Genomic DNA, 26,657 nt, shown 5'->3' with positions numbered 1-26,657 from the left:
CGGCCGGCTCGGGCGTCAGCCGCGGGCCGCGACCGCCGGGGCGGTCCAGTTGTCCTTCAGCCACGCCTCCACGGAGACCAGGTTCGGCCTGTTCTTGCGCAGTTCGGTCAGGTCGGCCTGGAAACCGTCACGCTCGAACCAGTCGAACATGTTGGCGAGGTCCGGGCGGCCCGCGCGCAGCGGCTCGATGGGCAGCTGCTGGAAGCGGGTCGGGATGCCGGAGACGGCCTCGAACGCCGCGGCCATCTGCGGACCGGTCAGCTCCTCGCTGGCGATGTCGACCGTCCGGCCGATCCATTCCCGCGGGTTCTCGAAGGCGTCCGCGGCGAACGCGCCGATGTCGCTCGGCGCGATGACCTGCACCGAGGTCTCGGGGTCGAGCCACATGGCCAGGACGAGCTCGCCCTGCCTCGCGCGCGGGGCGATGTCCAGGAGGATGTTGTGGAACATCGCCGGCCGCAGCACCGTGACCGGCAGGTCGAGCGTCGCCAGGTACTGCTCGCCCACCAGCTTGCTCTCGAAGTGCGGGACGCGGGTGTCCCGGTCCGCACCGCCGACCGAGCTGTAGACGAAGTGCTTCACCCCGGCCCGCACCGCGGCGTCCGCCACGGCCTTGCCCTGGCGGATCTCGGCCTCGATGCCGCCGGGGCCGCGGAAGGTCTGCACGCTGAAGACCCCGTAGACACCCTCCGTCGCCGCCGCCAGCGACGCCTCGTCGTCCATGTCACCGCGGACGAGGACCGCGCCGGCCTCCTCCAGTGCGCGCGCCTCGGCCTTCTGCGGGTCGCGGACCAGGGCGCGCACGGAGAAACCGCGCCGCAGCAGGTCGCGGGCGACCTCCCCGCCCTGCCGGCCGGTGCCGCCCGTCACCAGGATCGTCTGTGCAACCGCCACTGTCTGCCTCCATGTCGTGTGCCCGCCGGGCCTCGCCCGGCCCGGCTATCGGGTGTGATGGCCGCGAACGGCCGCGGTCCCTCGCGGGACGGTGACGTTCCGCGCTACCAGGGAACGGGGCCGTCGTCCGCCAGGCACTGGCCCGACGGGCCGGCCTCGTCCAGGGTGGCGAGCCGGACGGCGATCTCCGCGCCCTCGGCGGGGGTCCGGTACCCGCGGTGGTGGTTCATGTCGGTCGCCACCACTCCGGGGAGCGCCGCGTTGACCTTGATCGGGGTCTCCCGCAGCTCCTTGGCGTACGCGAGCGTCACCGCGTTCAGGGCGGTCTTCGAGGACTGGTAGGCGATCATGCTGAGGCCCGCCAGAGGGCCGCTCGGAGCCGAGCCCAGGGTCAGCGAGGCCACGTGGCTGGACAAGTTGACGATGCGGCCGGCCGGCGAAAGGCGCAGCAGCGGCAGCATCGCGTGGGTCACGGTGACCACCCCGAACACGTTGGTCTCGAAGACCTCCCGCAGGTCGGCGGCGGTCGCCTCGCTGGGCGTCCCGGTGAAGGCGCCCGCGGTGCCGGCGTTGTTCACCAGGATGTCCAGGTGCCCGAACCGCCGCTCGATCTCGCGGGCCGCCTCCTCCACGCAGGCCGGGTCCGTCACGTCGAGCCGGATGGGCACGGCCGTGATGCCGTCGGCTGCCAGCGCGTCGGCGGCCTGCTTGCCGAGCACCTCGTCCCGGGCGCCGAGGAGAACGGTGATCCCCTGCTCGCCGAGTTGCCGCGCGATGGCGAAACCGATGCCCTTGTTGGCGCCCGTGATGAGCGCGACCTTCTCGAACGGCACGTTTTTCCCTTTCGTGAGGTCCGGGTCCCGCTGCCCCCGGAACGCCACTTCGCCGGATACGCAGAGGCGGCGAGCGGAACGTCGTGCGCCCGGTTTTCAAGCAATGAATTAATACGTTCACGGTACGAAACGCAAACGCCCGGGCACCTTCGATGATGCCGTCGAAACACCGTGTTCAAATGCGACAGGTCCGCGGTCGAACGGACGGCCGGCGCGCAATTCCGAGAGACGGGCCCGCCTTCTAGGCGTCCTCTACCCGGGTTCCGGGCCGCTCGGCCAGACTGCCCACGCCTGTCTCGGCGCCGACCGTACGGGCCTTACAACGCCGTAACCATGAAGGAGCTGGTGGAATGACTGGGAGCGAACAGGCTCAGGCGAGCGGTAAGCCCCACGTGGTCATCGTCGGTGGCGGGATCTCGGGACTGGCGGCGGCGTTCCACCTGCGGAACGAACCGGTGCGCGTGACGCTCCTCGAGGGCTCGTCCCGGCTGGGCGGAAAGCTGCTGGTCTCCGACGTGGCAGGGGTCGCGGTCGACGAGGGCGCCGAGTCGCTGTACGCCAACCGCAAGAAGACCACCGGCCTGATCAAGGAGGCGGGACTCGGCGAGCAGATCGTGGCGGCGGGCCCCGTCACCGCGTCGGCGATCTGGACCCAGGGCGCGATCAGGCACCAGCCCGACCGTCAGTTCATGGGCGTGCCCTGTGACATGGACGACCTCGCCCGGTCCGGGGTGCTGTCCGCCGAGGGCATGGAGCGGGCGCGGCAGGACCTCGTACTGCCCTCGTTCGACCTGGAGGGCGACCTCTCGGTCGCGTCCTTCGTCGGCGGGCGGTTCGGCCAGGAGGTCGTGGACCGCCTCGTCGAGCCGTTCCTCGCCGGTGTGTTCGCCGGGCGGGCCGCGGACCTGTCCTTCGAAGCCACCCTGACCCCGCTGGCGCGGGCCTCCCGCGATCACATCTCGCTCGCGGACGCGGCCGGCTCGCTGGTGCCGCACCTGCAGGAGGGCGAGAAGCCCCCGCCGGTGAGCGTCGCCACCCTCGAGGGGGGCTTCGGCACGCTGCCCGCGGCGATCATCCAGCAGGTGCTGGACGCCGCCCCGGACACGGCCCTGCGCACCGGGACCACCGTCCGGGAGCTGAAGCGCAGCGGTGACGGCTGGCAGGTGACCGTGGGGTCGGCCTCCGACCCGGAGGTCATCAACGCCGACGCGGTCATCATCGCCACCCCGGCCGGCCCGACGAGCAGCCTGCTCGCCGGGGTCCCGGGTACGGCCTCCGCCGTCTCTGCGCTCACCGAGGTGCCGTACTCCAGCACGGCCATGGTGACGCTCGCCTACCCGAAGACGGCGTTCCCCGGCGGGCTCTCGGGCCGCGGATACGCCGGCTACCGGGTGCCGGCGGAGGAGGGGAAGGCCGTCAAGGAGGTCACCTTCACCACGGTGAAGTGGCCGCACCTGGCGGGCGAGGTGGAGATCGTGCGCTGCTCGCTCGGACGGTTCGGCGAGGAGCAGCTGCTCCAGCGCGACGACGCCGACCTGGTCGCGCTGGCGACGGCCGAGCTCGCCGAGGCCACCGGCGTGACCGGTGTCCCGGTGGCGTCCCGCGTGAGCCGCTGGGAGAGCGCCCTGCCGCAGTACACCGTCGGCCACGTGGACCGCGTGCGGCAGATCCGTGAGGCCGTGGCGACCCAGTCCGGACTCGCGGTGTGCGGTGCGGCGTACGACGGCGTGGGCGTCGGTGTCTGCATGATGACCTCGCGCAGGGCCGTCGACCAGATCCTCCCCTTCGTGAAGAAGGCGGCGGCCGCCGCCTCCTCCTCGGTCGCGGTCGGAGTCTGATCCTCGAATCCACCGGAGTGATCCCGAAGGGATCGCTCCGGTGGATTCGGCATGTCTGCGCCCGGTTTCCGGGCATGACGAACGAGAAGGGGCCGTGCCCGGTCGGGCACGGCCCCTTCTCGTCTTGCCCGTTGCGGATCAGCGGTCCAGGATCGTGGCGAAGACGTCCGCCAGCTCCTGCTCCGCGTCCGCGCCGGCGTCGGTGCTGCGCCAGGCCACGTGCTGGTCGGGGCGGATCAGGAGTGCGCCGGCGCCGGTGATCTGCCGGACGGCCTCCCACCCGCCGTCCACGTCGGCGTACTCGGCGCCGTCGCCGATGCGGACCGCGTTGACCGGGACGGAGAACTTCTCCGCCACGCGCGCGGCCGCCTCGCACCACGCCGTCCCCTCCGGGCCGGTGATCAGCGTGAAGCCGGTCCTGCCCGTCAGGTCGAGGGTGGACAGGCGCTCACCGTCGCGGGTGATCCAGGCGTGCGGCAGCCGGTGGCCGGGGCGCGACGTCGGCGTGTGCTCGTCGCGCATGGGGACGCGGGCCGGGCGCTCGGTGCCGTCGGAGAGGACCGCGCCCTCCTCGTAGGCGAAGCCGATCTCCATCTCGAACGACTGGCAGCCGCCGCGGTGGGTGTGGAACACCTCCAGGGCACGCGCCCGCACGGTGTCGCCGAGCGGGGACGGGTCGAAGTACGCCGCCAGACGCTGCCCGCGGCGCCCCGCGGGGATGTTGTGGCCGCCGCCGATGGCGTCGATGACCACTTGGTGGTGCTGAGCGGCGGAGACCGCCCAGTCGACGTTCTCGCGGCCGACGGGCCGGCGCTCGTCCTCGTAGGTGTCGATCAGGCTCTCGGGCGCGGTGCCGTTCAGCACCGCGGCCAGCTTCCACGCGATGTTGTGCGCGTCCTGGATGCCGGTGTTGAGGCCGAGGCCCACGGCGGGCGGCTGCTTGTGCGCGGCGTCGCCGGCTATCAGCACCCGGCCGACCCGGTACTTGTCGGCGAGGATCGCGTTCACGATCCAGTCGGTGACCTTGTGCACGGTCACTTCCAGGTCCGGCACCTTCAGCACTTCGCGGATGCGGTCGACGACCGTCTCGTTGTTCCAGCGGCCGGCCGGGCCGGGGGCCATGTGCAGGCCCCACTGCTCGCAGGCCTTGCCCCAGCTCGGACCCATCTCGATGAGGTTGACGGAGAGGTCGGGGTCTTCCGGGCTGAGGTAGTGCGTGATGAGGGTGCCCTCCTCCCACCACTGCGACAGGTCCGCGGTGAAGTACACGGTCGTGGTGTTGACGTTGCTGGGCGGGCCCTGCATCTCGATGCCGACCTTGTCGCCGACGAAGCGGCCGCCGTCGGCGCCGAGGAGGTACTGCGCCTTGACCGTGATGGTCTCGCCGGTCTCGAGGTTGCGCACCTCGGCGACGACGTGGTCGCCCTCGTCGGAGAAGTCGATCACCTCGTGGCCGAAGCGGATCTGCCCCGGATTGCGCTGCTCCGCGTGACGGCGCAGGATCGGCTCCAGCCACATCTGCGGGAGCTTCGCGGGCAGTTCCGGCCCGGCCGCCCCGTAGCGCTCCGTCAGTTCGCCACCGCCGAAGGCGTCCATCTCATGGATCCGGCGAGCGTCCAGCGGCCCGTCACCGGCGAACGTGGTCGCCCAGCGCACCTTGCCGAACTTGTCCAGCGGCGCTGCCTCGGCGAGGACGTCATCGCGGACCCCGTGCTGGCGGAAGATCTCCATCGTGCGCTGATTGAGGTAGTGCGCCTTCGGCACCCTCGACGTGTCAGCGTGCCGCTCCACCAGCAGGTGGTCGACGCCCTGGTCGGAAAGGAAGACGGAGGCGGACAGGCCACACCCGCCGCCGCCCACGATCAGGACCGGAACCTCGATTGACGTCATGTTCGCCCTTCCAGAATTCAGATGGCTTTTCCGGCCCAGCCTGCCAACGTCGTCCGCAACCCTGGTCAAGGACGACTCGACTCCGACAGGCCGCCGGCCGGTCACGCGGGTGACCGGCCGGCTGCGTGCCGCGGGGAAGGGGACCCTCCGGGACCCTGCGGGGTCCTCAGCCGAGCCAGACGCCGTCGCGCATCAGCGTGCGTCCGGCCAGCTCGTTGGCCTCCCGCCAGGCCTGGATGCGCCGGGGCAGTAGGCGGAAGTACTGGTAGGGCTGGTCGAGTTCGCGCGGGTCGAAGCCGGTCTTGGCCGCGAAGGCGTCGGCCGTGGCGCCCAGTTCGGCGGCGTCCACCGGCTCCGCGTCGCCGTCGACGATCACGACGTCGCGCGTCAGGCCGAGGCCGACGCGCACCCGGCCGTCCGCCAGCAGGTTGCGACCGGTGACGGAACCGCGCGGAGTCGAGACGAGGAAGGCGGTCCCGTCCCAGAGGAACGAGAGGGGGATGAGGTAGGCACCGTCCGAGCCACCCGCCGAAGCGACCCAGAGATCGACGTCGTTCTCCAGTCTCTTGCGAGTGTCCTCCAGCCGCTCTTCGAGCCCACGCGGTGGCATAGCCGTCATGCTTCCTCCCTCGATGTCGTGGAGAGTCCCCGTCCGAGGAGGTCTCCTTCGGTGTTCGTACGGGCCACCGGTGCGGTGGCCGCGACGGCCGCCAGCGCCCTGACGGCCTCACGCACACCGATCATGTCGTGTGCCCGGTGTACGGCGAAGCGCACGAAGCCGTTGGGCAGGGGCAGGACGCGCACCCCGTGGCCGGCGAGGCGGCCGGCGCATTCCTCGGGGGTCAGCCCGGCAAGGCGTGCCATGACCATGTTGGTCGGCCGCGGCGGGTGCATCAGCTCGACGCCGGGCACCGTCTCGAAGCCGGCGGCGAGCGCGGCGGCCGTGGCGTGGTCGGCTGCCAGGTCGGGCAGGCGCTCCAGCGCGACGAGGGCGGGCGCCGCCACGACGCCCGCTTGGTGCATGGCGCCGCCCAGCGCGGCCCTCAGTTCGCGGGCGCGTGCGACGTACGCGCGTGTCCCGCACAGCAGCCCGCCGACCGGCGCGCCGAGCCCTTTGGAGACCGAGAAGGCGACGCTGTCCGCGGGCTCCGCCAGCTCCGCGGGGCGGACCCCGAGCGCCACGGCCGCGTTGGCGAGCCGGGCACCGTCGAGATGGACGTGGGCGCCGTACCGGTGGGCCAGGGCGGCCAGGGCGCGGGTCGCCGCGGCGTCGAGGGCGTTGCCTGAGCGCATCATGCTCGTGTTCTCGAGGCAGACCACGGTGGGCCGGCCGCCGCCGGTGGCGAGCAGCTTGTCCACGGCGTCGAGGTCGGGCAGGCCGTCGGGGCGCTGCGCCACCGGCAGCAGCTCGACCCCGGCGAAGCGGCGCAGCCCGTCCGATTCGAGGAAGGCCATGTGGGTGTCTTCGCCGACGACCAGCCGTGGCGCGCTCCGTCCCGGGGAGCCGGCCGCGGCGAGCGGGGCGAGCAGGTTCGCCATGGTGCTGGTGGGCGTGAGCAGCGCGGCCTCGGTGCCGAGCAACTCGGCCACCCGCGCTTCGAGGAGCAGGGCCGTGGGGTCGTCCCCGTACACGTCGTCCCCGACCTCGGCCGCGGTCATCGCCGCGCGCATCCGCGCATCCGGCACGGTGCGGGTGTCGCTGCGGAAGTCGAGCCGGGGGAGGTCGAGCCGTGGGAAGTCGGTCCGGGCCATCGCGGCCTACCCCTGCGCCCGGTGGGCCACCCAGACGGCGCGGGGCCTGGTGTAGCCCTCCACCGCGTGGATGCCCAGCTCGCGGCCGTATCCGGACTGGCCGAGCCCCGAGACGCTGACCGTCTCCTCGGTGTCGCCCCAGGTGTTGACCCACACCATGCCGGCGCGCAGGGCCCGGCTGAAGCGCTCGACCCGGTGGGCGTCCGAGGTCCACACGGATGCCGACAGGCCGTACGCCGTGTCGTGGGCGAGGGACAGGGCCTCGGCGTCGGTGTCGAACGCCGCCACGGACAGTACGGGGGCGAAGATCTCCTCGCGCCAGGCGCGGCTGTCGGACGGCGGGCCGTCCAGGATGACCGGGTTGACGAAGAAGCCGCCGCCGAGTTCGTGGCGGATCCCGGCACGGCCGGGCGGCAGGATCACCTTCGCCCCCCGGGTTTCCGCCTCGTCGACCACCTCGGCCGCGCGGTCGACGGCCGCCCGGCTGATCAGCGGGCCGAGGTCGGTGGCGGGGTCCTGCGGCAGGCCCACGCGCAGGGCGGCGGCCAGTTCGGCCACGCGGCCGACGAACTCGGCGTGCACGGCCCGGTCGACGATCAGGCGCGTCCCGGCCACGCACACCTGGCCGGTGTTGCCGGTGAAGCCCGTGACGACCGCGCGGGCGGCTTCGTCGAGGTCGGCGTCGCGGAAGACGACGACGGGGCTCTTGCCGCCGAGCTCCAGTGAGACGGGCTTGAGGCCGTCCGCGCAGCGTCGCGCGACGTCGCGCCCCGCCGCCGTCGAGCCGGTGAAGGAGACCATCCCGACGGCCGGGTCGTCGCAGAGCAGCCGGCCGGTGTCGGCTCCGCCGTAGACGGCGGTGAGCACGCCGTCGGGGAGCACCTCGGCGGCGCGCTCGACCAGTCGGCGGGTCGACAGCGGTGTCTCGGGGGCCGGCTTGACGACGACGGTGTTGCCGTACGCGAGCGCCGCGGCGATCTTCCAGACGGCCAGCAGGAGCGGGAAGTTGTTCGGGGCGATGGCCGCGCACACCCCGACCGGCACGCGGTCGCTGTACGTGCGCATGCCGGGGCCGGCCGGGTGGGTCTCGCCGACCGGGTACCGGGCCGCCGCCGCGAACCAGTCGACCACCTGGGCGGCGAAGTCGACCTCTCCTGCGGCGCGTGCCGTGGGCTTGCCCGTGTGTCGCTGCTCCAGGGCCGCGAGGGCGTCGCGGTCGTCACGCAGCAGGCCGGCGAGCTCGCGCAGGTGACGGGAGCGGTGGGCCGGGGAGGTGTCGGCCCAGCCCTCGTGGAACGCCGACGCCGCCCGGGCCACGGCGTCGCCGACGCCGGGCCCGGACGTGTCCGGTACGTGGGCGATGCCGCGCCCGGTGGCGGGGTCGAGGATCGCGCGTCCCACCTCGGTCATCCCAGTGTCCCGGCGCGGCCGCCCAGCCGCAGTCCGGCGTCGATCTCGGTGACCAGGCCGAGGAAGGCGTCCCGCCCCAGGCCCGTGCCCGCGCTGCCCAGCAGCCTGAGCTCGTACCCGTCGGGGTGCTGCCACCAGGCGTCGCAGGCTCCGAACTCGGCGTCCGAATAGCCCAGGTACAGCGGGCGGCCGTCGAGGTCCAGGAGCTCCTCGGTGGCGGGGTGCTTGTCGCGTTGCGGCGGGAACTCCAGGCGCCCGCCTCCGGTGCGCTGCGCCGTCAGCCGCAGCTCGCCGCCGGACGCCGAGGCGTAGACGACGTCCAGCTCGCGGACGGCGTCGCCGTCGCCGAACGTCGCGGCGCTGTCGGCACGGTATCCGCCGGCCGACACCGGCACTCCTTGCCCGGCGAGGAAGGCGGTGAGCTCCCCGGACGCGACCCAGTCGCCCTCGTGCTCCCGCCCGCGCCGGTGGAAGGAGAAGACACCGGTGGGCACCGACACCATCTCGGCCGGCTGCCGGGCCCAGTAGCTCAGCTCGGCGAACGGGGTGGCCGGCACCCTCGTCGCCGCTTCCGGTACGGCCGGCCGCAGTGCTGCGAAGAACGCGACGAGCTCGTCGTCGGTGAACTCGCCCTCCAGCACCGACAGCTCGACCGTGGTACGCGCCATGCGGGCGCTGGCGGCCCGGTGGCTCATGTAGTCGGTGCCGAGCCAGACGACCCTGCCCTCGCCGATGTCGTACGCCTTGGTCTCGCTGCCCCACAGGCACGGGTGGTCCGCGGCGGGGAACGCCCAGTCGTACAGGAACTGCTTCAGCCGCAGCCGCCGTCCGCCACCGGAGATCTCGGTGCGGTAGCCGGACGGGTTGGCGTCGGTCCACGGGCTGCGGCCCTCGGCTTCGACGCGTCCGGGGGGCGCCTCGCGCCGGATCGTGCCGGTGCTGGTGTCGCAGCCCTCGGGCAGTTCGGACGGCCGCCACACCACGAAGTTGCACCAGTCCTGGGCGAGCTCCTCCGTGATCACCGGCGGTACCGGGTCAAGATCGGCTGCGCTGTCCAGGGTGTGCCAGCGCCAGTGGGGGACGAGACTGCTCACCATGACTCCTCGGGTCGGTTGGGAGCCCCGCGAGGTGGTCGAGCCAGGCGGAGCTTGAGGCAAGGAACATCCATTCCCCGACGCCCAGTTCGGCGCGGAGCCCGGCCGGCAGCTTCGGCAGCCCGAAGGGGGTGCCGAGCCCGTCGGCCAGGTCGGTCAGCCGGCGGACGTACTCGGGGTCGGTGGGGGTCGGGAAACCCTGCTTGCGGCGGAGCTGCACCGATTCGGGCAGCAGGTCGGCGAGCGCGGCCTTCAGCAGCCCCTTGTGGGTGCCGGGCTCGTTGGTGTCCTTCAAGTGCTCGGGGCAGCGGAAGGCCAGCTCGGCGAGGGTGACGTCCTGGAAGACGGGCCGGTCCTCCAGGGTGAAGGTCGACGACGTGGCGTCCACCATGTCGTTGACGTAGACCAGGAAGCGCCGCATCAGGTGGTGCCTGCCGCGTTTGAGCGGCGATGCCGTCTTGAGCGCCCGGTACTCGGCCATGGTGCGTTCCCACACCATGTCGGTCACCGTCGTCATGTCGACGTCGAGCTCGTGCGCCATCCACGCGACGAGCCGGGACCAGACCGGGCGTTCGTCGGCGTGGAGGCTGTGCGTCAGATAGTGGCGCCCGTGGATGAACGTGGGCGCGTAGGGGTCGACGATGGGGAAGTACCGGCCGGCCTGGTACCCCCAGAACTCGTCGGCGCCGTGTCCCGAGTAGACGACCACCTTCCCGTCGGCGGCGATGGCCCGGTAGAGGTGGTGCATCGCCAGCTCGGCGCCGTGCAGCAGCGGCCGCATCAGCCGGGTGGGCAGGACCGGCAGCAGGTCGGCGGCGGCGTTGCGGTCGAGGTCGAGAACGGTCAGCGGTACGCCCAGGTGCTCGGCGACCTCGGTGGCGTACGCGACGTCGTCGCCCGAGCCGCCGATGCCGTCCTGATAGCGCATCACGTACGTGTCGACGGGCAGTCCCAGGGCGGTCATGCCCGCGACGATCGCCGTGCTGTCGACGCCGCCGCTGAGCACCGCCGCCCGCGGGACGTCGGACACCGACCGCTGCTGGATCGCCCGGTCGAAGGCGGCCCTGATCTCCTCGGGCTCGATCGGGTCGTCCACCGCCCCGGGATGCCAGTAGCGGTGCTTGGTTGCGCGGGGCCGGTCGATGACGAGGTACTGGGCGGGCGGCAGGGTCTCGATGCCGCGCAGCCAGGTGCGGTCGTCCGCGGCGTCCATCCGGATCCAGGAGCGCAGCACGAACTCCTCGCGGTCCACCTCGGGGGTGACGAGGCCGGTGCTGAGCAGCACCCCCTGCTCCGAGGCGAAGAGCAGGCCGCCGTCGGTGTGGGCGTAGAACAGCGGCTTCACGCCGAAGTGGTCGCGGGCCAGCACCACGCGTCCGGTCCAGGTGTCGTGCCAGGCGAGCGCGAACATGCCGTCCAGCGGCAGCAGCGCGGCGGCCGGATCGGGCTCGCGGCAGACCTGCTGGAGCACGAACTCGGTGTCACAGGTGGTGCGGCGCGGCCACAACGGCGGGGCGGGCGAACGGGAGCCGTAGACCTCGCCGTTGTGCACCAGGACGATCCGGCCGGTGGGGTCGGTCATCGGCTGGTCGCCGGCGTGGCTGCGATCGCGCACGGCCAGCCGCGTCGCGCAGAGCATGACGGTGCCGCAGGGCGAGACGTACGGGGCGCAGGCCGCCTCGCCGCGGTGCGCCATGGCACCGGTCATGGTCCGGCCGAGCGCGTCCAGCCAGTCGGGATCGCGCCGCCCTTCGAAGCTGATGAAGCCCGCTATGCCGCACATGCGTCATCCTCCGGTTGCCGCTCCCGCCACATCTTCCAGAGCCCCGCCAGAGCCTCGGTGTAGACGTACTCGATGCCCTGGTGCCCGCCCTCGTGCTCCAGGTAGTGGTGGGGGACCCGGTGTGCGTCGAGGGCCGCGTGCAGCGCGCGGGCGCCCCAGTGCATGCCGTACTCGTCGCGCCGGCCGACGCTGAGGTGCAGCAGGCCGAGTCCGGCGAGCCGGCCGGCGTACGCGGGGAGCATCCGTACCGGGTCGTACGTGAGCCAGCGCTGCCACACCTCGTCGCGGAACAGGCCCGTCACGGGGTCGCACGGCAGCGCGTCCGACGCCGTGGTCCGGGGGTCGTCGGCGTAGCACATGCCCATCGCGATGATGCTCATCGCGACCATGAAGGGGGCGTCGATCGGGCCGTGGTCGCGGCGGGCCAGCAGCGCGTCCATGCCGCCGGCCGCCCTGACGGTGTCGAGCGTGCCGGGCAGCAGCGGCAGGTAGCTGTGCTCGAACCCGGCGTCGGGCGAGCAGGCGATCACCGCCCCGAACAGGTCGGAGGTCATGCCCGCGACGAGCGCGCCGTAGCCGCCGCTGGACTTCCCTCCGATGGCGCGCCACTGCGGCTGCGGCCGGGTCGCGAACCGCCGGTCGATCTCGGCGACGACCTCGGCCAGGTAGCCGGCGTACGGGCCGGAGGCGGCGGAGTCGATGTACTGCGAGCCGCCGTAGGCGGTCGTGCAGTCGGGCACGACGAGCAGCGCGGGCGGCACGCGACCGTCCGTCATCGCCTCGCGGAGGCGGTCGGCGACGGACGCGCCGAAGGCGAGCGCCTTGCCGGCGAGGCTGGGGTGGGCGCCGAACCCGGGCAGCCAGTAGACGACCGGGAAGCGCCGGACGCCGTCGTACCCGGGCGGCAGGTGCACCTCGATGCGGCGCCGGTGGGAGTCGCCGAGCGGGTTGCCGCGCAGGCAGGTGCTCTCGTGATCGAGCACGACCATGTCGCTCATGCCTCGTTCGCCTCCTGCAGCGTGCGCTCCACGTGGCGCGTATAGAAGGACGGGTGGTGGAAGACCGCGGAGAGCAGCAGGCCGTTGCTGGCCCACAGGCCGTAGGAGCTGCCGATCAGGAGGCCGGCGCCGAGCATGGCCTCCAGCGTGCTCGCCGCCATCTCGGTCCAGCCCTCCGCGCCGGTGACGTGGCTGCGGGCGGGGCCCGGGCCGAGCCGGGTCACCCGGTCCGCGACCGGGTCGAGCAGGAAGGAGGTCTCGGTGCCGTCGTCCTCGTGCAGCGAGACGACGTGCCGTCCGGCGCCGTCGTCCAGCGCGTGGTACCAGTAGTCGGTCGCCACGAGCCGGTCCAGCAGGTCGCGGAGCAGGTCCTCGGCGCCGCGGGTCTGGCGGCCGTAGCGGTCGAGGGAGGCGTCGAACGGCGGCACGGGGGTGGCCGGGTCGAGCGTGATCTCGGAGTAGACCTCGTCGAAGTCGTACGCGTCGGGCGAGACCGGTCCGTCGACCAGGGCGGCCTTGCCGTGCGCCACCTCCAGCACCTGGCCGGGGCCCCACAGCAGGCCGTCCTGGCCCAGCTCGTCGAGCCGGCGCAGGGCCTGGGCCGGGGTGAAGGGGAACATCGTCTTGTTGCACCAGGAGTAGTCGCGCTCGCCGTCGCCGCTGATGCGCCAGCCGAACGAGGAGGGCACGGCCACGGTCGCGGGGATCGAGGCGATGTACCGGTCGAAGTTCGCGACGGCGCGGGCGCGGACCGCGTCGGAGTCGGTCAGCGGGCGGCGCTCGGTGAGCACACCGGGCGGGGAGATGCTGTGCGCGGGGACGAACACGGCGTCGATGCGCGGCGCGTCGTCGCGCCCGAAGGCCGCGATGGTGTCCTCGTGGAGGAGCGCGTCGCCGCACAGCATGACGGCCGCCTCGGCCGTCTGCACCAGCACGCTCATCTCGGGGAACGACACGGCTGAAGGGAACGTCCGCAGGGTCGTCCCGCCCGGGGTGGTGATCGTGTCGCCCGGCGTGACCGGGCGCAGGCGCTCGAAGCCGAAGCGGCGCAGCGTCCAGGAGATCGCCTGGTGCCCGAGTCCCGAGGCGGTCAGCGTCGGCGGCACCGGTCCGGCGGGGTAGACGCAGGTGACCTCGGAGCTCTGGCGCGGGCTGTCGTCGAAGTCCACGTCGGCGCCGTCGGTGAGGCGGAGCAGGGAGGGGAAGTGGTGGTGGTCGTAGTGGTGGTGGCTGAGGACCACGTAGTCGACGCCTTCGTCGAGCACCGTGCGGACCAGGTCGTCCGGCAGCGGCGGGTGGTGCTCCCAGAAGCGGTCCAGGCGCTGGGTGAGCCACGGGTCGAAGAGGATCCGCTCCGTCCCCGTCTCGATGAGGACGGCGGCGTGGCCGAGCGAGGTCAGGCGCATCAGCCGGTCCCCTCGTACACGCAGCGGAAGCCGACCTCCATGTGGCGGTCGGTGATCAGGTCCTTGCCGCGGTAGAACGTGGTGAGGCAGGCGGGCGGCGAGGTGAAGGTGCCGCCGCGCAGCACGTGGAAGGCTTCCTTGCGGTTCATGAAGTCCAGCGGGTGGCGTCCCCTGAAGAAGGGGTCCATGTCCTCGCCGGTGTAGAAGTTGGTCCGGGTCAGCTCCCAGACGTTGCCCGACATCTGCAGGACGCCGTACGGGCTGGCGCCCTCCGCGAGGGCGTCCGCGGCCAGCACCGGGTGGGCGGGGTTCTCCCCCAGCTCGATGGTGACGAGGAGCGCTTCGAGGGAGTCGAGGTCGGCCACGGCCTGGCCGAACGACCGCTCGACGTAGTTCACCCGGTCGGGGTCCCAGTCCTCGCCCCAGGGGAAGCGGCGGCCGTCGACGCCGCGCGCGGCCTTCTCCCACTGGACCTCGCTGGGCAGCGCGCCGCCGGCCCACTTCGCGAAGGCGTAGGCGTCGTACCAGTCGATGCCCACGACCGGGAGGCCGGGTGCGTTGAAGCGCGGGTCGTGCCAGTGCGCGGGGCGGTGCGATGCTTCGAGCGGCTGGTCGGGGTGGTCGAACTGGCCGGAGTCGCCCACCTCTTCGAAGAACTCGCGGTAGCGGGCGTTGGTCACGGTGGTGCGGTCGATGAAGAAGGCGGGCACGTCCACCGCGCGCAGCGTGGTGTCGTCCTGCGCCATGCGGAAGGCGTCGGGCTGCTCGTCCGCACCGATGATCGCCGGACCGGCCGGCACGAGGGCGACGTCGTCGTTGCGCCGGGGGCGCGTGCGGACGGCATCGACCCGGGCCCGCATGTCCGTGAAGTACTCGTCTTCCAGACGGCGCAGTTCGGCGGGGTCGCGGGTGCCGAAGACGGCGATCAGGGCGCGCTTGGTGAGCGCGGCGCCGCAGCCGACGGGCTTGCGCGCCCAGTCGGGGCGGGTGAAGTTGCTGGGCCAGCCGGAGATGCGGATGAGGTCGGGCACGGCGGCGGCGATCCGGTGCTCCGTGATGACCTTGAGCGCGGTGAACGCGACCCAGTCGACCGTGTCGTGCGTCGCGGAGGCCACGGCGGTGTCGGCGGCGGGGTCGCCCGCGTGGTGCGTGGCCAGCAGCCGCACGGCGCCGGCGCGCACCGGCCACTCGGGGTGGGCGACCACGAGGCTCGCCAGGAGCGGTATCCCGTCGGCGGCCCGGCCCTTCTCCTCGGCCAGGTCGACGACGCGCTGCACCGACGCCCAGTAGCGGGCGTCGGTGGAATCGTCGATCGCCAGCAGGTCAGCGGGAACGTCGATGACGCCGGAAACCTGATTACCTACCATCTCTACCTCTCTCGGACGACGAGCCGCCCGTACGGAATTCCCGTACGGGCGGCTAATTCTCGGCTCAGCGGATTACCACTTGGAGCATTCCTGCTTGGCGTCACGGGTCTCGATGAAGTCACGGTCGCTCATTTTTCTCTCCCTTCTGCATAGGGGATTCGAGTGGTGTTTGTGTGGCCTGTCGACCTCACGACTCAAACACTGACAGGGAGCGGAAGGCACCGCAACGGTGAACCAGGAAAAGAGCATTCCTCGATAACCTGCGGGTAAGTTCATATCGATCTTGGCGTTCAGAGAAGGAGGAAAGAATGGTTGACACCGCTTCCCGGGACATACGGGAGAACGGGTTCACACGGCTCCCGGGGCTCGCGGCCGGCGACGCGCTCGCCCGGCTCCGGCGCGCGGTGGGCCGGATCGAGGAGCTCGCCGCCGACCGCACGGCCTCCAGCGGGGAGTTCGTCCTGGAGGCGCCCGGCGTCGGCGGATGGGCGGCCTGGCAGCAGGGCGCCGGCGCCCTCAAAGGGGTGCTCCGGTCGGCCGACCGCATCCATGAGCACGTACCGGAGTTCGACGCCGTGCAGCGCTCGCTGGGCCTGGCCGACGGGCCGGTCGCCCGCGGCGTCGGCGCCCCGGGCGAGCTCGTCAACGCGTTCCTGTGGGCCAAGCCGCCCGTCGTGGGCTCGGCCAAGCCCTGGCACCAGGACATCGCCTTCGCGCCGCCCGGCTTCGGCGCCGAGGACCACGGCATCGTGACGATCTGGATCGCGCTCGAGCCGGCGACCACGCGCAACGGCTGCCTGGAGTTCATCCCCGGTTCCCACGCGCTCGGGCTGTTCCCGCACACCGGGGACCGTGAGCGGCTGCCGGGTGAGGCCCCGCCGGAGAAGGCGGTCGAGCCGCACATCGCGGACGCGCACCTGCCCCGTGCGGCCGAACCGGTCGCCGTGCCCCTCGACCCCGGTTCGGCCGTCATGTTCGACGGCCTGGTGGTGCACCGCTCGGCGCCCAACACGACGGAGACGGAGCCCCGTACCGCCGTCAGCTTCGTCTACAAGGTGCCGCGCCCGTCCTGGGCGCGGTGAGAGCCGGCCGCGGCTCCGGTGTGACGTTCGACCGCGGCAGATCCTCAGTCGAACGTTGAGTTCCGGTGCTCGCTCCCGTGGTCGAGGGCGTAGAACCCGGTGCCGTCGAGGTGGCGGATCGTGTTCAGGTCGCGCTGCACGACCTCTTCGAGGTCGTGCAGCAGCACGACGATGACCGGGTAGGTGAGGTCGTCGACCGTCCGGCGGATCGGCTGGCCGGGCTTCACCGGGGTCAGCAGGGTGCGGAAGCTCTCCAGCACCTCGATCTCCTCGATGCCGCGGTACTCGCTGAGCACGCCTTCCACCGGCGAGACCATGCCGGCGATCGCGCAGTACTTGCGCACCTCGTACGGGGTTCCGGCGCGGGCGTGGAACCGCTCGGGGCGCAGGTACGCGTCGACCGTCCACTCCAGCTGCGACTCGCCGATGCCGAGGGTGGCACCGGCCGGGATGCCGCCGCCGGCTATCCGGGCGCCGACCTCGACCAGGCACGGCCCGGCGGGGGTCATCCTGATCTCCACGTGCGCCGGGCCGTAGTGGATGCCGAGGGCGTCCAGGACCTGGAAGGCGTACTCCCTGAGCGCCTCCACGACCCGCTCCCCCGAATCGATCAGCAGGAGGGCGTCACAGAGGTCGACGACGCCGTTGGCGCTGACGCGGGTGGTCCGCCAGACGTCGCACAGGTGATGGCGGCCGTCGCGGCTGACGGTGTTGACCATGTACTCGGTGCCCGGAAGGTACTCCTGCGCCACGGCCCCGTTGTTGGGCTGGGAGAAGACGTCGTCGGCGGGGGCGAGGGACAGGAACGCCGCGACGGACTCCTCCGGGGAGTCACAGAAGGAGACCCCCTGGCTGCCGGCGCTCCGCGGCGGCTTGACGACGACGCGGCCGCCGAGCTCGCGGTGCCAGGCGGCGAGCTCGTCCGCATCGGTGGCCCGCAGCTGACGGGCCGCGCGCAGCCCGGCGGCGCGCACGGTCTCGACCATGAGGTGCTTGTCGCGCCGCGCGGCGCTGAGGCCGGTGCCGTTGCCCGGCAGGCCGAGCCGCTGCGCGAGCAGGTCCGCGAGTTCCACCCCGACCTCGCCGCCCGAGATCACCGCGATCGGCTCGAACGCCGCGACGGCGTCGGCCGTGGCCGCGATATCTCCCTCGTGGATGATGTCGGCGATGAAGTCGTCCGGGACGTACGGGGCCGCGAGGTATACGAACGGCACATCACGCGTGCTCTGCACGCGGACTATGGAACATCCCTGCTTCAGGAATTCCAGGACGAGCGAACGGGCCGCGGCGTAGGCATCGACCATCACGATGCACGGGTTGCTCTGATTGTTCTGGCTTCTCTGGTTGCTCTGGTTGCTCTGATCGGCTGCTGTCATGAGTTCAACATAGACAGACCCACTGCTCGCCGAAATCCGTTCAGCTCTGTCATCCTCCGATCCTGGAAGGATGAGTGATGACATCTTATTTCGCGAGCGTTCGCTCGCCGCATATCACGCCCGTATTGCTCTTCGTCAACACGTGCGGCAATTTCCTGGTCCTCGTGGCCCTGTCCACGCACGTGGGATCGACCACCGGGTCGGGACTGCTCGCGGGAGGCGTGCTCAGTGCGCCGTGGCTACCCGCGCTGCTGCTGGCCGCTCCGCTCAACCGGCTGCTCAGCAAGCGTGCCCCGGAAGGCCTCGTCCGGCTGGCCGAGGCGGCGAGCCTGCTGGTGACCGCGGCCGCGCTCCTGGCGCCGGACCGGGCACTCCTCGTGGTGGCCGCCTGCGTCCTGGTCGCCCGCGGGTTCTTCGAGTCGGTCACCCGCTCGGCCACGTCGGTCGTCCTGCGCAACGTAGTCCCGTCGAAGCGGCTCGACCAGGCCAACACCGTCGCCGAGATCTGCAAGTTGACCGGTGTCAGCGTCGGGGCGGCGCTGGCGGGGCCGGCCTCATCGGTCCTGTCGCTGCGGGGCCTGATCGCCGTGAACGTGGCCACGCTGGCGCTCTCGGCGCTCCTCGCCTGGGCTCTGCCGTCGGCCCCCGGAAAAGCCGTGGCCGACGACGCCAAGGACGGCGCGGCTTCCAAGACCGGTGCGCGCCTGCGCGTCCAGGACCCCGTGCTGCGCCGGCTCTTCGCCCGCTTCCTCCTGGTGGCGTTCTGGCAGGGATTCCACACGGTGGCCGTCACCGTGATCCCGCTCCAGCTGCTGGGCGGCGGAACCCGTCTGGTGGGGGTGTTCGTCGCGGTGTCGGCGGTCGCCATCTTCGCGGGCTCGCTCGCCTCCCTGCCCGCCCAGCGGTACCTCGCGCACGTGCCCTCGACCACCTGGGTGCTGCTGCCCATGGTGCCCTTGCTGGCGGCGGTGGCGGTCGGCCGGACGACGGCGACGATCGTGCTGTACGCACTGTTCCTGGTGCTCTTCGAGGTGGCCTTCGTCCACTACAACAACCGGCTGCTGGCCTCGGCGTCCGACGAGGACCTCCCGTCGGTGGTGACGCTGCGGGCCACGCTGCTGCCCTCGGGCGTGGCGGTGTCCATCCTCGTCATGGGCGCGCTGAGCGACCTCGCGGGCCCGCTGACCGCGGCCCTCGTGGTCGCCGGCATCACGGTCGTGGTCACCGCTGCGACCGCGAACACCGGGCAGGCCTGGACAGGACGCCTGCGGAACGCACGATCGAGACGGAGTCAGCGGCCGGCCTCCGCAACGCGCTGACGGCAGACGACGACGGGCCCCGCACGGTGAACGTGCGGGGCCCGGCCGTCGACGGATCAGACCGTCGGCGGCACCGGGTCGGCGGGCGCCTGGCAGGTGGCGTCGATGCCCCACCACGAGCTGGGACGGGTGCCGTCCCGGAAGTAGTCACTGGCGTACGTGTTGAGGCAGGCGTTGTTGTTGGCCGTCAGCGTCGAGCCGAGGTTGTGGCCGCCCAGCTCCACGATGAGACGGGAGTTGGGGAACCGCAGGCGCATGTCGAGGGCGCCGAACATCCCGTGCGAGGGGTCGTACTGCGGCTGCACCAGCAGAATGTTGACGCTGCTGTTGCCGACCTGCGCCGGGGCCTGCGACTGCGTCGGCCAGAAGGCGCACGGCGCGCTGTACCAGGCGTTGTTCCAGGTCAGGAGCTTGTTCCCGGCGGCGTACTGGCCGCTCAGGGTGGCGCTCCAGACGTTCCAGTTCTTCGGCCACATGCCTTCGGAGCAGTTGACCGCGTTGGTCATCGCGACGCGGTTCTGCTGCGGGAAGCCCGGGGTCGGAGAGTCGGCCCGCAGCGCCGTCGCGTCACCGCGCACCACGAAGTCGGAGAGGATCTTCGCGCGGCTCACCCAGGTCCAGCTGCGGTAGACGACCTGCTCGAAGACGTTCGTCCACTCGCCCGGTCCGATCCTGCCGTCGACGGGCGTCGCACGGAGGGTGCCCAGGGCCTCGTAGTACTTCTCCTCGACCTCTTCCGCGGTCGTACCCAGGTGGTATACGGAATCGTACTTGGCGACCCAGGCGAAGAAGAGCCCGCCGCTGTGCTCGGCCGTGAGGTTCTTGGCCATCTGGTTCTGGTAGCCCACGCCGCTGGGGCTGGGCACGCTGTCGAGCACCATGCGCTTCACCCGGGTCGGGTACATCGACGCGTAGGCCGAGCCGAGGTAGGCGCCCCAGTCGATGCCGTAGTAACTGATCTGCTCCTGGCCCAGCGCGATCCGTATCTGGTCGAGGTCGCGCGCGGAGTCCTTGGTGGTGAAGTGCCCCAGCGTGTCGCCGTACTTGTCGCCGCAGCTCTTGGCGTACGCCTGGGCACGGGCCACCGACGCCTGCTCGTCCGCGGCCGTGTTCGGCACGGGGTCGGGCAGCAGCGGGTTGATGTAGGACGCGTCGCACACGATCGACGGCTCGCTGGCCCCGACGCCGCGCGGGTCCATGCCGATCCAGTCGTAGGCGGGGCCGACGTCCTTCGCCAGCCCGCTCGTGCCCTTGGCGTACCGGGTGGGCATGTCGCGGCTGATCGGGCCGGGCCACTGGCCGCGGTGCAGCAGCACGACGCCCTTGTACAGGTCGTCGGTGACGGTGTGCTTGGCCCGGGTCAGCGCCAGCTTGATCTTCTGGCCGCCGGGCTGGGCGTAGTCGAGCGGGACCTCCACCGAGCCGCATTCCAGGCCCTTGAGCAACCCGCCGAGGTTCGGGTCGGCGTCGGGACACGGCGACCAGGCGATTGTTCCGGCGGCCGTGGCGGCAGCCTCCTCGGCCGCCGCCACGGGGGTGACGGCCGGAACCAACAGGCCGGTCACGATCACCGCAGTGACCAATGCGAGCTTTTTCATGGATTCCCCTTCTGAATGCACGGCGCTCAAAGCGTGGCAAGGGGGTCTTTGAACCGGCTCGAAACCTGCTGGAGTCAGCGCGAGATCAAGGAGCGACTACGAGACGGCCCTCGGTCATCCCTTGAATCCCCCTCGAGCAGGGTCTTCGGTCGAGGGGGATTCAAGGGTGTGCTCCATCTTTTCTCAGCTCATACGGAATTCGACGGACAGCCGATTTACGGGCGTCCGGCGGCGCGCACGAGTGCGTGGTGAAGTCGTTGGTCGGGAGTGAATCCCGCTTCCCATTGCACGCCGACGGCGAAGGGGTGATCCGTGACTTCGATGGCCTCGACGGTCCCGTCCTGCGCCCAGCCGGTGACGGTGAGGCCGGCACCGAGCCGGTTGACGGCCTGGTGGTGATGGCAGGCCGTCACCGGCTCGTCCTCGTCGAGGACACCGGCGATCCGGCTGCCCGGCTCCAGCTTCAACGGGTGGGGGCCGAGGGTGAAGGACGGCGTGTCCGGGCAGTGGCCGTCGTGGCCCGTGATCTCGGGCAGGTGCTGATGCAGCGAGCCTCCGTGCAGCACGTTGAGCAGCTGCATGCCGCGGCAGATGGCCAGCACGGGCAGCTCGGCGTCAAGCGCCGCACGGATCAACGCCAGCTCGGCGCGGTCGGCGTCCGGGGTCATCGCCCGCGTGCCGGGGTGCGGGTCCTCGCCGTAGAGCGCCGGATCCACATCGGGGCCGCCCGGGATCAGCAGGCCGTCGATCCGGTCCGCCATGGCCTCGACGCCGGGCAGCAGCGGAAGCAGCAGGGGCGTGCAGCCCGCCGCGGCCAGGAAGGCCAGGTGGGACTGGAGCGCGAAGCTGACGACCATGTCGCTGCCCTGGAACGTGACCGGCGCGGTCCGCGCACAGATCCCGATCACCGGCCGCCCCGTGCCCACCGAATGATTCACGAATGATTTCATAACCACCTTCAGGGGTTTACGGGTTCAACTGAGGAAAATAGGCAGATGAAACAACCGCTTCCGCGGAGGGCCACCACGGCAATAAAATAGCCGTGCGCGCAAAGCGGCGGCCATCGTTCAAAACCCGTCGGGCCGACGCCTACTGAACGCAATGACCCTCCTGGTACCACCGTCGCCGCGGTGCTCTCCTGCAGCGCAGGGGCGCCTGACCGGCGACGCCGGGGCACTTTCCCCGCCGCACCCGCAGCGGGTGTCCGCCTGACCGGCGGACACCCGCTGTCCTGCGTTTCCAGGAAGCGTCGATCTCTCCTCGACTGCTGCTAGAGCCGCTCCTGCGACGCTCATCGGCAGCGGCAGCAGAGAGGAAGTGAAGGAATGGCTCAGAGCAGCGCGCAGGCCATCTTGATCACGAACGCGTTCGGCTCCGTCAGAACAGAGAACGTCGACGCGTCGGCCCGCAGCGAATTCGATCTGAAGAACCTCGAGCAGCTTCCCGCCTGCGACGTCCTCGTCAACGCTCTGTCCGCGGGCGTGCTTCTGCGCCGGAGCGGCACGGACGCCGCGCACATCCAGCTTCTCGTCGACGCGGCCGGCTCGACGGAGCTGCCGCCCGTTCTGGTCCAGATCGACGGCTACCGCATCATCGACGGCCTGCACCGGCTGGAAGCCGCCAAGCTGCGCGGCGACAGCAGCATCAAGGCGCGCTTCGTCGACTGTTCGAACTCCGAGGCGCTCGTCATCGCCATGCAGGCGAACGGCTCGCACGGACTGCCGCTGTCGAAGGCCGACCGCGTGTCCGGAGCCCAGCGCGTCCTGAGTTCCCACCCGGACTGGTCCGACCGTGCCGTCGGCCGCATCACCGGGCTGAGCGCGAAGACGATCGCGTCGATGCGCGAGAGGTCGGGTGAGGGAGCACCGCTCGACGGCAAGCGCATCGGCCAGGACGGCAGGCGGCGTCCGGTGGGCCCGGGCGAGGGCCGGCGGCGGGCCGCCGAGTACATCGCCGCGCACCCGGGCGCCCCGCTCCGTCAGGTCGCCCGGGAGACCGACGTGTCGCTCGGCACGGTCCACGACGTGAGCGCCCGGCTGCGGCGCGGCGAAAGCCCCGAGCGCAGCGGCAGCCGTACACCCGACGAGGCGCCGCAGCCCCTGCGATCCGTCCACCCCGTCCACCCCGTGCGGTCCGTACGGCCGGCCGGGGAACCGTCGCGGCCCGTACCGGCGGTTCCCGGCGGCGCGGATTTCGGTGGTGCGGATTCCGGTGGCGCAGCCCCTGTGCCCCTGCGGGTGGCACCGAGCAGCAGCGGCAACAGCGCGCCGCAGCGCAGGAACCGCATCGACGAGATTCCGGCCTGGACGACGGTGGCGGCGAAGATGGCCGCCGATCCCGCCGTCCGCTACACCGCGGGCGGCCGGGAGTTCCTCCGCTGGATGCAGTTGCACGCCGCCGAGCCGGACGACGGCTGGCGGGAGCTGATCGACGCGGTTCCGGCCCACTGGCTCGGCGTCATCGCCCCGATCGCCGAGCGCATCGGCAAGGAATGGAGCCTGCTCGCCGAGGGGCTCAAGACCAAGCAGGACATGATGCCGTGAACCGCGGGCACGCCCGTCACGGCGCCGGTGCCGCGGACACCAGCCGGAGGTGGCCCGCGGCCCGGCGCTGGTCGTCGGCGCCCTGATCCGGGGTGGTGGACGGACACCCGGGGGGCGGCACGAAGGTGACCGGGGGCACGAGCTCGGGCAACGCCAGCAGGACCGGCGGATCGGTCGGCCGGCCCGGGCGCAGCCGCACCGCCGCGCTCGTGACGCCGTCGGCGGTGACCGTCACGGGCATCACGCCGCGGCCCCCGACGAGCGGGGTCCGGCCGGCCGTCCGGTCTGGCCCGAGGGCGTCGGCCACCGCCACCGCGAGCAGGTGCCAACTCCCCTCGGGGACGTTCTTCAGGGAGTAGCAGGACGGCCGGCCGCTCGGTACGTCGAAGACGGCCGAGGCGACACACGGGTGCTGGACGACGGGCGTGGCGAAGGCCCCCAGGAACACGCGCGCGTTCCCGTGGCCCTCGGGCAGACTGACGGTTCCGCCGACCGTGCCCGTTCCCGGCTGCGGGACGGGGGGTACGGGCTCCGTTGCCGGCAGGCCGTCGCCCCCGTCCCTCGCCAGCCGGCGGAACCGGCTGGGGGACACTCCGACGCTGGCCGTGAAGTAGTTCGTGAACGAGCCGATGCTGTTGTATCCGACCGCGCAGGAAACCTCGGTGATGCTCATCGAGGTCATCTCGATCAGCCGCTTGGCCTCGTGGATGCGGACCGCGGCCAGAAACCTGCCGGGGGTGAGCCCGGTCTCCTCCTTGAACAGCCGCGTGAAATAGAACCGGCTGAGCAGAGCGCTTTCTGCGATCCGTGCAAGGGCCAGGGGCTCACCGTGGTGCTCCCGCATGCACTCGATGGCTCTTTCTACTGCCGTATCCATACGCACCTCACACGTGTAGGCCGATCAGCAGCCTGACGTGTGCACATCGCGCTCAGCTCGAGCGGCGCTAGCGATCCGGAACCACTGGTTCCCCTCACGGCGGCTGTTCCGGACTCCCTCCCTCCCGCCGGACTCCCTCCTTCCGGCCGGTGTGGCGCTCCAGCACGCCCCGACCGGGGTTCAGGAGTGGGTCGAGAGGAACCCCGGATGCTCGGAGCGTCCGTTCGAGCCGTCATCGACACGACGTCTAAGGGGTCCCATGCCCGTGGAAAGCAACGCTCCGTCAGATGTGCCGACCGGGCGCCCCCTGAGGATCGCCACGCGCAGCCGTGCCGACAATTGGGCCAAGCCCCCGCGGCGCATCGAAACGTCCGAGTGCATCACCTGCGACACCTGCCTGCGCAGCTGTCCGGAGGAATTCGGCGCGATCTTCGACCGCGGGCTCGACGTCGTGATCATCCCCGAGCTGTGCTCGGGCTGCCCCCGTTGCGTCCTGGAGTGCCCGGTCGACTGCATCTACGTCGACGAGGACTGGACGCCCACCGACGACGCGATGTGGAGCCACATCGCACTCACCGGGGAAGGTGCCGCATGACCGCGCCCGTAGACCGCGAAGGCTCCCGTCGAGCCGCCAACGCCCGCAAGCGCCAGAGCCGGCGGCCCAGCCGCCTGGGCCTGGCGGCCGGCGCCACGCCCAAGCCGGACCGGGTACGCGAGGAGGACGCCGGGTTCCCCGGGCTGCTGGCCCGGGTGTGGCGCAAGGCCTCGGCCGCCGCCGACGTGCGCTCGGCCCTGGACACCCTGCTCACGCTCGACGGACACGTGCCCGCGGAGGTCCAGGCGGGCGGTCTGCGCACCGCGGACGCCGCCGCGCTGAAGGTCGTCGCCGGCCTGTCCGCGGACGCCCGGGAACCGGCCGGGGCCGTCGCGGACGCCGCGGAGGCCACCGTGTTCCTCGGTGAGATGGGCCTGACCACCGGCGGCCGGGTCGTCGTCCGCGTTCCCTCCCAGCAGCCGCTCGCCAAGCAGCACACGCTGGTCGGCGGGGTGCTGCGGGTTCCGTGGACCCAGCGGCACCTGGACGAGTACCGCCGCGAGGTGACGACGGCTCAGGAGCGCTTCGACCGCTACGCGGCCGACAGCCGCCGCTGGCTGGCGGAGCAGGGGCGCGAGGGCCGCGAGGCGCTGCTGGCGCAGCTGACCGAGGGCGCGCAGCGCACCGCCCCGTTCATGCTCTACATCGAGGACAAGCAGTACACGAACTTCCGCGACACCAACACGGTCGTGGGCAAGACGCTGTGGCCGGGCCACCCGGACTGCGTGTTCGCCAGCCTGGCCGGCCTGCCGGTGGAGCTGTGGTCGGACCACGACGCCCTGCTGGTCGTGGGCATCAGCCTGCTCATCCGCTCGGCCGGGTACGGCCGCATCGAAGAGGCCAACGGCTCGCAGCTCACCCTGGACAACGTGGGCCGGCTGCTGGAGCACACCCGCCGCAACTACAACGGAGCCCTGGGCGGGGAGCGGATCCCCGCGGCCGGTCCCGACGCCGGTCTCGACGCGCTGATGGTCCTGGCCACGGCGCTGGGCGCGCACCGCCCCGAGGTGACCCGCACCGTCCAGCTGTACCGCGAGATCCACGGCGCCCTGATCCACAAGGTGGAGAAGGTCGCGGCCCCGTACGGCGAGGTGGCCGCGGACCGGGACCGGCAGGTCACCGACCACCTGCGCGCCACGCTGCCCGTGGCCGGCGACCGGCTGGCCGAGCTGCGGCTCGCCGACGACGCCGACCCGGCCTGGCTGGCCCGGCCCCACGGCGGGTTCGGCACCGGTCTGGAGGCGGTCGTGTACGAGGCGGTCGCCGCCACCACCGCCGCGTTCAAGGCCGACTTCTCGATGAGCCGCGGCATCCGGTCGCTGCCGGAGTTGGTCCGCGCGCTGCGCGCGGAGGCCTGGGACGAGATCAGCTCCTGGGGCATCACGGACTTCTTCTGCTGCGTGGTCCCCGCGCAGGAGGCACGGCGGCACTACGGCGACTCGCTCGCCACGCTCGCCGACACCGCCTGGGCGATGTCCTCGCGCATGCAGTACAACTCCTGGCACTTCATCGCCGGCAACCTGCCGCGGACCCAGAAGGTCCTGGAGCGCGACCACTTCGTGCCGCCCACCATCCCCGACATCGCCCACTTCTCCGACCAGCACCACCACGGGCACGTCAACAACATGGTGCGCTTCACGATCCGCAGCCCCCAGTCGGTCGAGGTGTGCGGCCGGGCCTTCAACGGGTTCATGGACCTGCGCATCGTCCGCGCCGACGGCGAGCCGTACACCGAGCAGGAGATGCTCGCGGCGCACCAGGTGGCCGCCTTCATCGCCCGGATGACGCAGCAGGCCGCCGCGCTCGCCGAGCAGGGGGAGCAGGCCGAGGTGACGGCCTTCAACTCGGCCTGGCACTGGGAGTCCGTCACCGGCACCCCGGTCGAGGTGGCCGCCCCGGAGCCGGCCCGGCCCCGGGTCGCCTAGCCGACGCCCCTGACGCCTCTGACGCCCAACACCCCCTGCTGGCCCCCTGCCGGCCCAGTCAGCCCCCTGTCGGCCTT

Annotated in this window: 21 protein-coding genes; 6 read left to right on the top strand and 15 right to left on the bottom strand. The window is 71.8% G+C overall.

Features of this window, described 5'->3' with window-relative positions:
* Positions 1-15 precede the first annotated feature (15 nt).
* Both AC3IYI_RS43005 and AC3IYI_RS43000 read right to left on the bottom strand, forming a co-directional pair.
* Positions 16-894 carry an NmrA/HSCARG family protein gene (locus AC3IYI_RS43005; protein WP_489412407.1) on the bottom strand — a complete coding sequence of 293 codons (879 nt, stop codon included), beginning with the start codon at positions 892-894 and terminating at the stop codon, positions 16-18.
* Between the two features lie 104 nt (positions 895-998).
* Positions 999-1,727 (bottom strand): SDR family oxidoreductase, encoded by a 729-nt coding sequence (locus tag AC3IYI_RS43000; protein ID WP_489412406.1) that lies wholly within the window; start codon positions 1,725-1,727, stop codon positions 999-1,001.
* A 350-nt stretch (positions 1,728-2,077) separates the two neighbouring features.
* Between AC3IYI_RS43000 and hemG the strand changes: the two genes are divergently transcribed.
* Positions 2,078-3,565, top strand: a complete 1,488-nt coding sequence (gene hemG, locus AC3IYI_RS42995) for a protoporphyrinogen oxidase (RefSeq protein ID WP_489412405.1) — start codon at positions 2,078-2,080, stop codon at positions 3,563-3,565.
* A 138-nt stretch (positions 3,566-3,703) separates the two neighbouring features.
* Here hemG and AC3IYI_RS42990 read toward each other — a convergent pair whose 3' ends face one another.
* From AC3IYI_RS42990 to AC3IYI_RS42950, 9 genes are all read right to left on the bottom strand, one after another.
* Positions 3,704-5,455, bottom strand: a complete 1,752-nt coding sequence (locus tag AC3IYI_RS42990) for an FAD-dependent monooxygenase (RefSeq protein ID WP_489412404.1) — start codon at positions 5,453-5,455, stop codon at positions 3,704-3,706.
* Positions 5,456-5,621: 166 nt separating this feature from the next.
* Positions 5,622-6,074, bottom strand: a complete 453-nt coding sequence (locus AC3IYI_RS42985; protein ID WP_489412403.1) for a pyridoxamine 5'-phosphate oxidase family protein — start codon at positions 6,072-6,074, stop codon at positions 5,622-5,624.
* A complete protein-coding gene (locus AC3IYI_RS42980) occupies positions 6,071-7,207 on the bottom strand; it encodes a threonine aldolase family protein (RefSeq protein ID WP_489412402.1) in 1,137 nt (378 codons plus the stop codon). The genes AC3IYI_RS42985 and AC3IYI_RS42980 overlap by 4 nt, the downstream gene beginning before the upstream one ends.
* Positions 7,208-7,213: 6 nt before the next feature.
* Positions 7,214-8,617: an aldehyde dehydrogenase family protein gene (locus AC3IYI_RS42975; RefSeq protein ID WP_489412401.1), complete on the bottom strand. Its 1,404-nt coding sequence runs from the start codon at positions 8,615-8,617 to the stop codon at positions 7,214-7,216.
* Entirely contained in the window at positions 8,614-9,714 is a 1,101-nt protein-coding gene (locus AC3IYI_RS42970) for a hypothetical protein (RefSeq protein WP_489412400.1), read from the bottom strand. The genes AC3IYI_RS42975 and AC3IYI_RS42970 overlap by 4 nt, the downstream gene beginning before the upstream one ends.
* A complete protein-coding gene (locus AC3IYI_RS42965; RefSeq protein ID WP_489412399.1) occupies positions 9,653-11,494 on the bottom strand; it encodes an asparagine synthetase B family protein in 1,842 nt (613 codons plus the stop codon). The genes AC3IYI_RS42970 and AC3IYI_RS42965 overlap by 62 nt, the downstream gene beginning before the upstream one ends.
* Positions 11,482-12,492, bottom strand: coding sequence for an alpha/beta hydrolase-fold protein (locus AC3IYI_RS42960; protein ID WP_489412398.1), 1,011 nt, complete (start codon positions 12,490-12,492; stop codon positions 11,482-11,484). Before AC3IYI_RS42960 ends, AC3IYI_RS42965 begins: the two co-directional genes overlap by 13 nt.
* Positions 12,489-13,898: an MBL fold metallo-hydrolase gene (locus tag AC3IYI_RS42955; RefSeq protein ID WP_489412397.1), complete on the bottom strand. Its 1,410-nt coding sequence runs from the start codon at positions 13,896-13,898 to the stop codon at positions 12,489-12,491. Before AC3IYI_RS42955 ends, AC3IYI_RS42960 begins: the two co-directional genes overlap by 4 nt.
* Complete coding sequence (locus AC3IYI_RS42950) at positions 13,898-15,265, bottom strand: SUMF1/EgtB/PvdO family nonheme iron enzyme (RefSeq protein WP_489412396.1); 1,368 nt, start codon at positions 15,263-15,265, stop codon at positions 13,898-13,900. Before AC3IYI_RS42950 ends, AC3IYI_RS42955 begins: the two co-directional genes overlap by 1 nt.
* 308 nt (positions 15,266-15,573) lie before the next feature.
* Here AC3IYI_RS42950 and AC3IYI_RS42945 point away from each other — a divergent pair, with 308 nt between their 5' ends.
* A complete protein-coding gene (locus tag AC3IYI_RS42945) occupies positions 15,574-16,347 on the top strand; it encodes a phytanoyl-CoA dioxygenase family protein (protein WP_489412395.1) in 774 nt (257 codons plus the stop codon).
* 44 nt (positions 16,348-16,391) lie between these two features.
* Here the strand turns inward: AC3IYI_RS42945 and AC3IYI_RS42940 are convergent, their stop codons facing one another.
* Positions 16,392-17,723 (bottom strand): ATP-grasp domain-containing protein, encoded by a 1,332-nt coding sequence (locus AC3IYI_RS42940; RefSeq protein WP_489412394.1) that lies wholly within the window; start codon positions 17,721-17,723, stop codon positions 16,392-16,394.
* Positions 17,724-17,848: 125 nt separating this feature from the next.
* Here AC3IYI_RS42940 and AC3IYI_RS42935 point away from each other — a divergent pair, with 125 nt between their 5' ends.
* On the top strand, positions 17,849-19,042 hold the full coding sequence (locus tag AC3IYI_RS42935) for an MFS transporter (RefSeq protein ID WP_489412393.1): 1,194 nt from the start codon (positions 17,849-17,851) through the stop codon (positions 19,040-19,042).
* A 56-nt stretch (positions 19,043-19,098) separates the two neighbouring features.
* Here AC3IYI_RS42935 and AC3IYI_RS42930 read toward each other — a convergent pair whose 3' ends face one another.
* Both AC3IYI_RS42930 and AC3IYI_RS42925 read right to left on the bottom strand, forming a co-directional pair.
* Positions 19,099-20,640, bottom strand: a complete 1,542-nt coding sequence (locus AC3IYI_RS42930; RefSeq protein WP_489412392.1) for an alpha/beta fold hydrolase — start codon at positions 20,638-20,640, stop codon at positions 19,099-19,101.
* Positions 20,641-20,855: 215 nt separating this feature from the next.
* Positions 20,856-21,590, bottom strand: a complete 735-nt coding sequence (locus AC3IYI_RS42925) for a gamma-glutamyl-gamma-aminobutyrate hydrolase family protein (protein WP_489412391.1) — start codon at positions 21,588-21,590, stop codon at positions 20,856-20,858.
* A 375-nt stretch (positions 21,591-21,965) separates the two neighbouring features.
* On the opposite strand from AC3IYI_RS42925, the gene AC3IYI_RS42920 reads away from it, so the two are divergent.
* Positions 21,966-23,183, top strand: coding sequence for a ParB/RepB/Spo0J family partition protein (locus AC3IYI_RS42920; protein ID WP_489412390.1), 1,218 nt, complete (start codon positions 21,966-21,968; stop codon positions 23,181-23,183).
* 16 nt (positions 23,184-23,199) lie between these two features.
* On the opposite strand, the gene AC3IYI_RS42915 is transcribed toward AC3IYI_RS42920, so the two are convergent.
* On the bottom strand, positions 23,200-24,027 hold the full coding sequence (locus tag AC3IYI_RS42915; protein ID WP_489412389.1) for a helix-turn-helix transcriptional regulator: 828 nt from the start codon (positions 24,025-24,027) through the stop codon (positions 23,200-23,202).
* A 292-nt stretch (positions 24,028-24,319) separates the two neighbouring features.
* Here AC3IYI_RS42915 and AC3IYI_RS42910 point away from each other — a divergent pair, with 292 nt between their 5' ends.
* Both AC3IYI_RS42910 and AC3IYI_RS42905 read left to right on the top strand, forming a co-directional pair.
* Positions 24,320-24,655: a 4Fe-4S dicluster-binding protein gene (locus AC3IYI_RS42910; RefSeq protein WP_489412388.1), complete on the top strand. Its 336-nt coding sequence runs from the start codon at positions 24,320-24,322 to the stop codon at positions 24,653-24,655.
* On the top strand, positions 24,652-26,580 hold the full coding sequence (locus AC3IYI_RS42905; protein WP_489412387.1) for a hypothetical protein: 1,929 nt from the start codon (positions 24,652-24,654) through the stop codon (positions 26,578-26,580). The genes AC3IYI_RS42910 and AC3IYI_RS42905 overlap by 4 nt, the downstream gene beginning before the upstream one ends.
* Positions 26,581-26,657 lie beyond the last annotated feature (77 nt).

Source organism: Streptomyces sp. GL_148, from assembly GCF_057834205.1.
Note: the sequence above shows the minus strand (reverse complement) of the source record. Positions and strands in the feature narration are given on the sequence as shown.

Bases quoted from the DNA above. Each gene is read 5' to 3' on its own strand.
- AC3IYI_RS42910 (WP_489412388.1), top strand. From the start codon at position 24,320: ATGCCCGTGGAAAGCAACGCTCCGTCAGATGTGCCGACCGGGCGCCCC.
- AC3IYI_RS42945 (WP_489412395.1), top strand. From the start codon at position 15,574: ATGGTTGACACCGCTTCCCGGGACATACGGGAGAACGGGTTCACACGG.
- AC3IYI_RS42950 (WP_489412396.1), bottom strand. From the start codon at position 15,265: ATGGTAGGTAATCAGGTTTCCGGCGTCATCGACGTTCCCGCTGACCTG.
- AC3IYI_RS42955 (WP_489412397.1), bottom strand. From the start codon at position 13,898: ATGCGCCTGACCTCGCTCGGCCACGCCGCCGTCCTCATCGAGACGGGG.
- AC3IYI_RS42905 (WP_489412387.1), top strand. From the start codon at position 24,652: ATGACCGCGCCCGTAGACCGCGAAGGCTCCCGTCGAGCCGCCAACGCC.
- AC3IYI_RS42980 (WP_489412402.1), bottom strand. From the start codon at position 7,207: ATGGCCCGGACCGACTTCCCACGGCTCGACCTCCCCCGGCTCGACTTC.
- AC3IYI_RS42960 (WP_489412398.1), bottom strand. From the start codon at position 12,492: ATGAGCGACATGGTCGTGCTCGATCACGAGAGCACCTGCCTGCGCGGC.
- AC3IYI_RS42990 (WP_489412404.1), bottom strand. From the start codon at position 5,455: ATGACGTCAATCGAGGTTCCGGTCCTGATCGTGGGCGGCGGCGGGTGT.
- AC3IYI_RS42975 (WP_489412401.1), bottom strand. From the start codon at position 8,617: ATGACCGAGGTGGGACGCGCGATCCTCGACCCCGCCACCGGGCGCGGC.
- AC3IYI_RS42925 (WP_489412391.1), bottom strand. From the start codon at position 21,590: ATGAAATCATTCGTGAATCATTCGGTGGGCACGGGGCGGCCGGTGATC.
- AC3IYI_RS42920 (WP_489412390.1), top strand. From the start codon at position 21,966: ATGGCTCAGAGCAGCGCGCAGGCCATCTTGATCACGAACGCGTTCGGC.
- hemG (WP_489412405.1), top strand. From the start codon at position 2,078: ATGACTGGGAGCGAACAGGCTCAGGCGAGCGGTAAGCCCCACGTGGTC.
- AC3IYI_RS42985 (WP_489412403.1), bottom strand. From the start codon at position 6,074: ATGACGGCTATGCCACCGCGTGGGCTCGAAGAGCGGCTGGAGGACACT.
- AC3IYI_RS42940 (WP_489412394.1), bottom strand. From the start codon at position 17,723: ATGACAGCAGCCGATCAGAGCAACCAGAGCAACCAGAGAAGCCAGAAC.
- AC3IYI_RS42965 (WP_489412399.1), bottom strand. From the start codon at position 11,494: ATGTGCGGCATAGCGGGCTTCATCAGCTTCGAAGGGCGGCGCGATCCC.
- AC3IYI_RS42930 (WP_489412392.1), bottom strand. From the start codon at position 20,640: ATGAAAAAGCTCGCATTGGTCACTGCGGTGATCGTGACCGGCCTGTTG.
- AC3IYI_RS42915 (WP_489412389.1), bottom strand. From the start codon at position 24,027: ATGCGGGAGCACCACGGTGAGCCCCTGGCCCTTGCACGGATCGCAGAA.
- AC3IYI_RS42970 (WP_489412400.1), bottom strand. From the start codon at position 9,714: ATGGTGAGCAGTCTCGTCCCCCACTGGCGCTGGCACACCCTGGACAGC.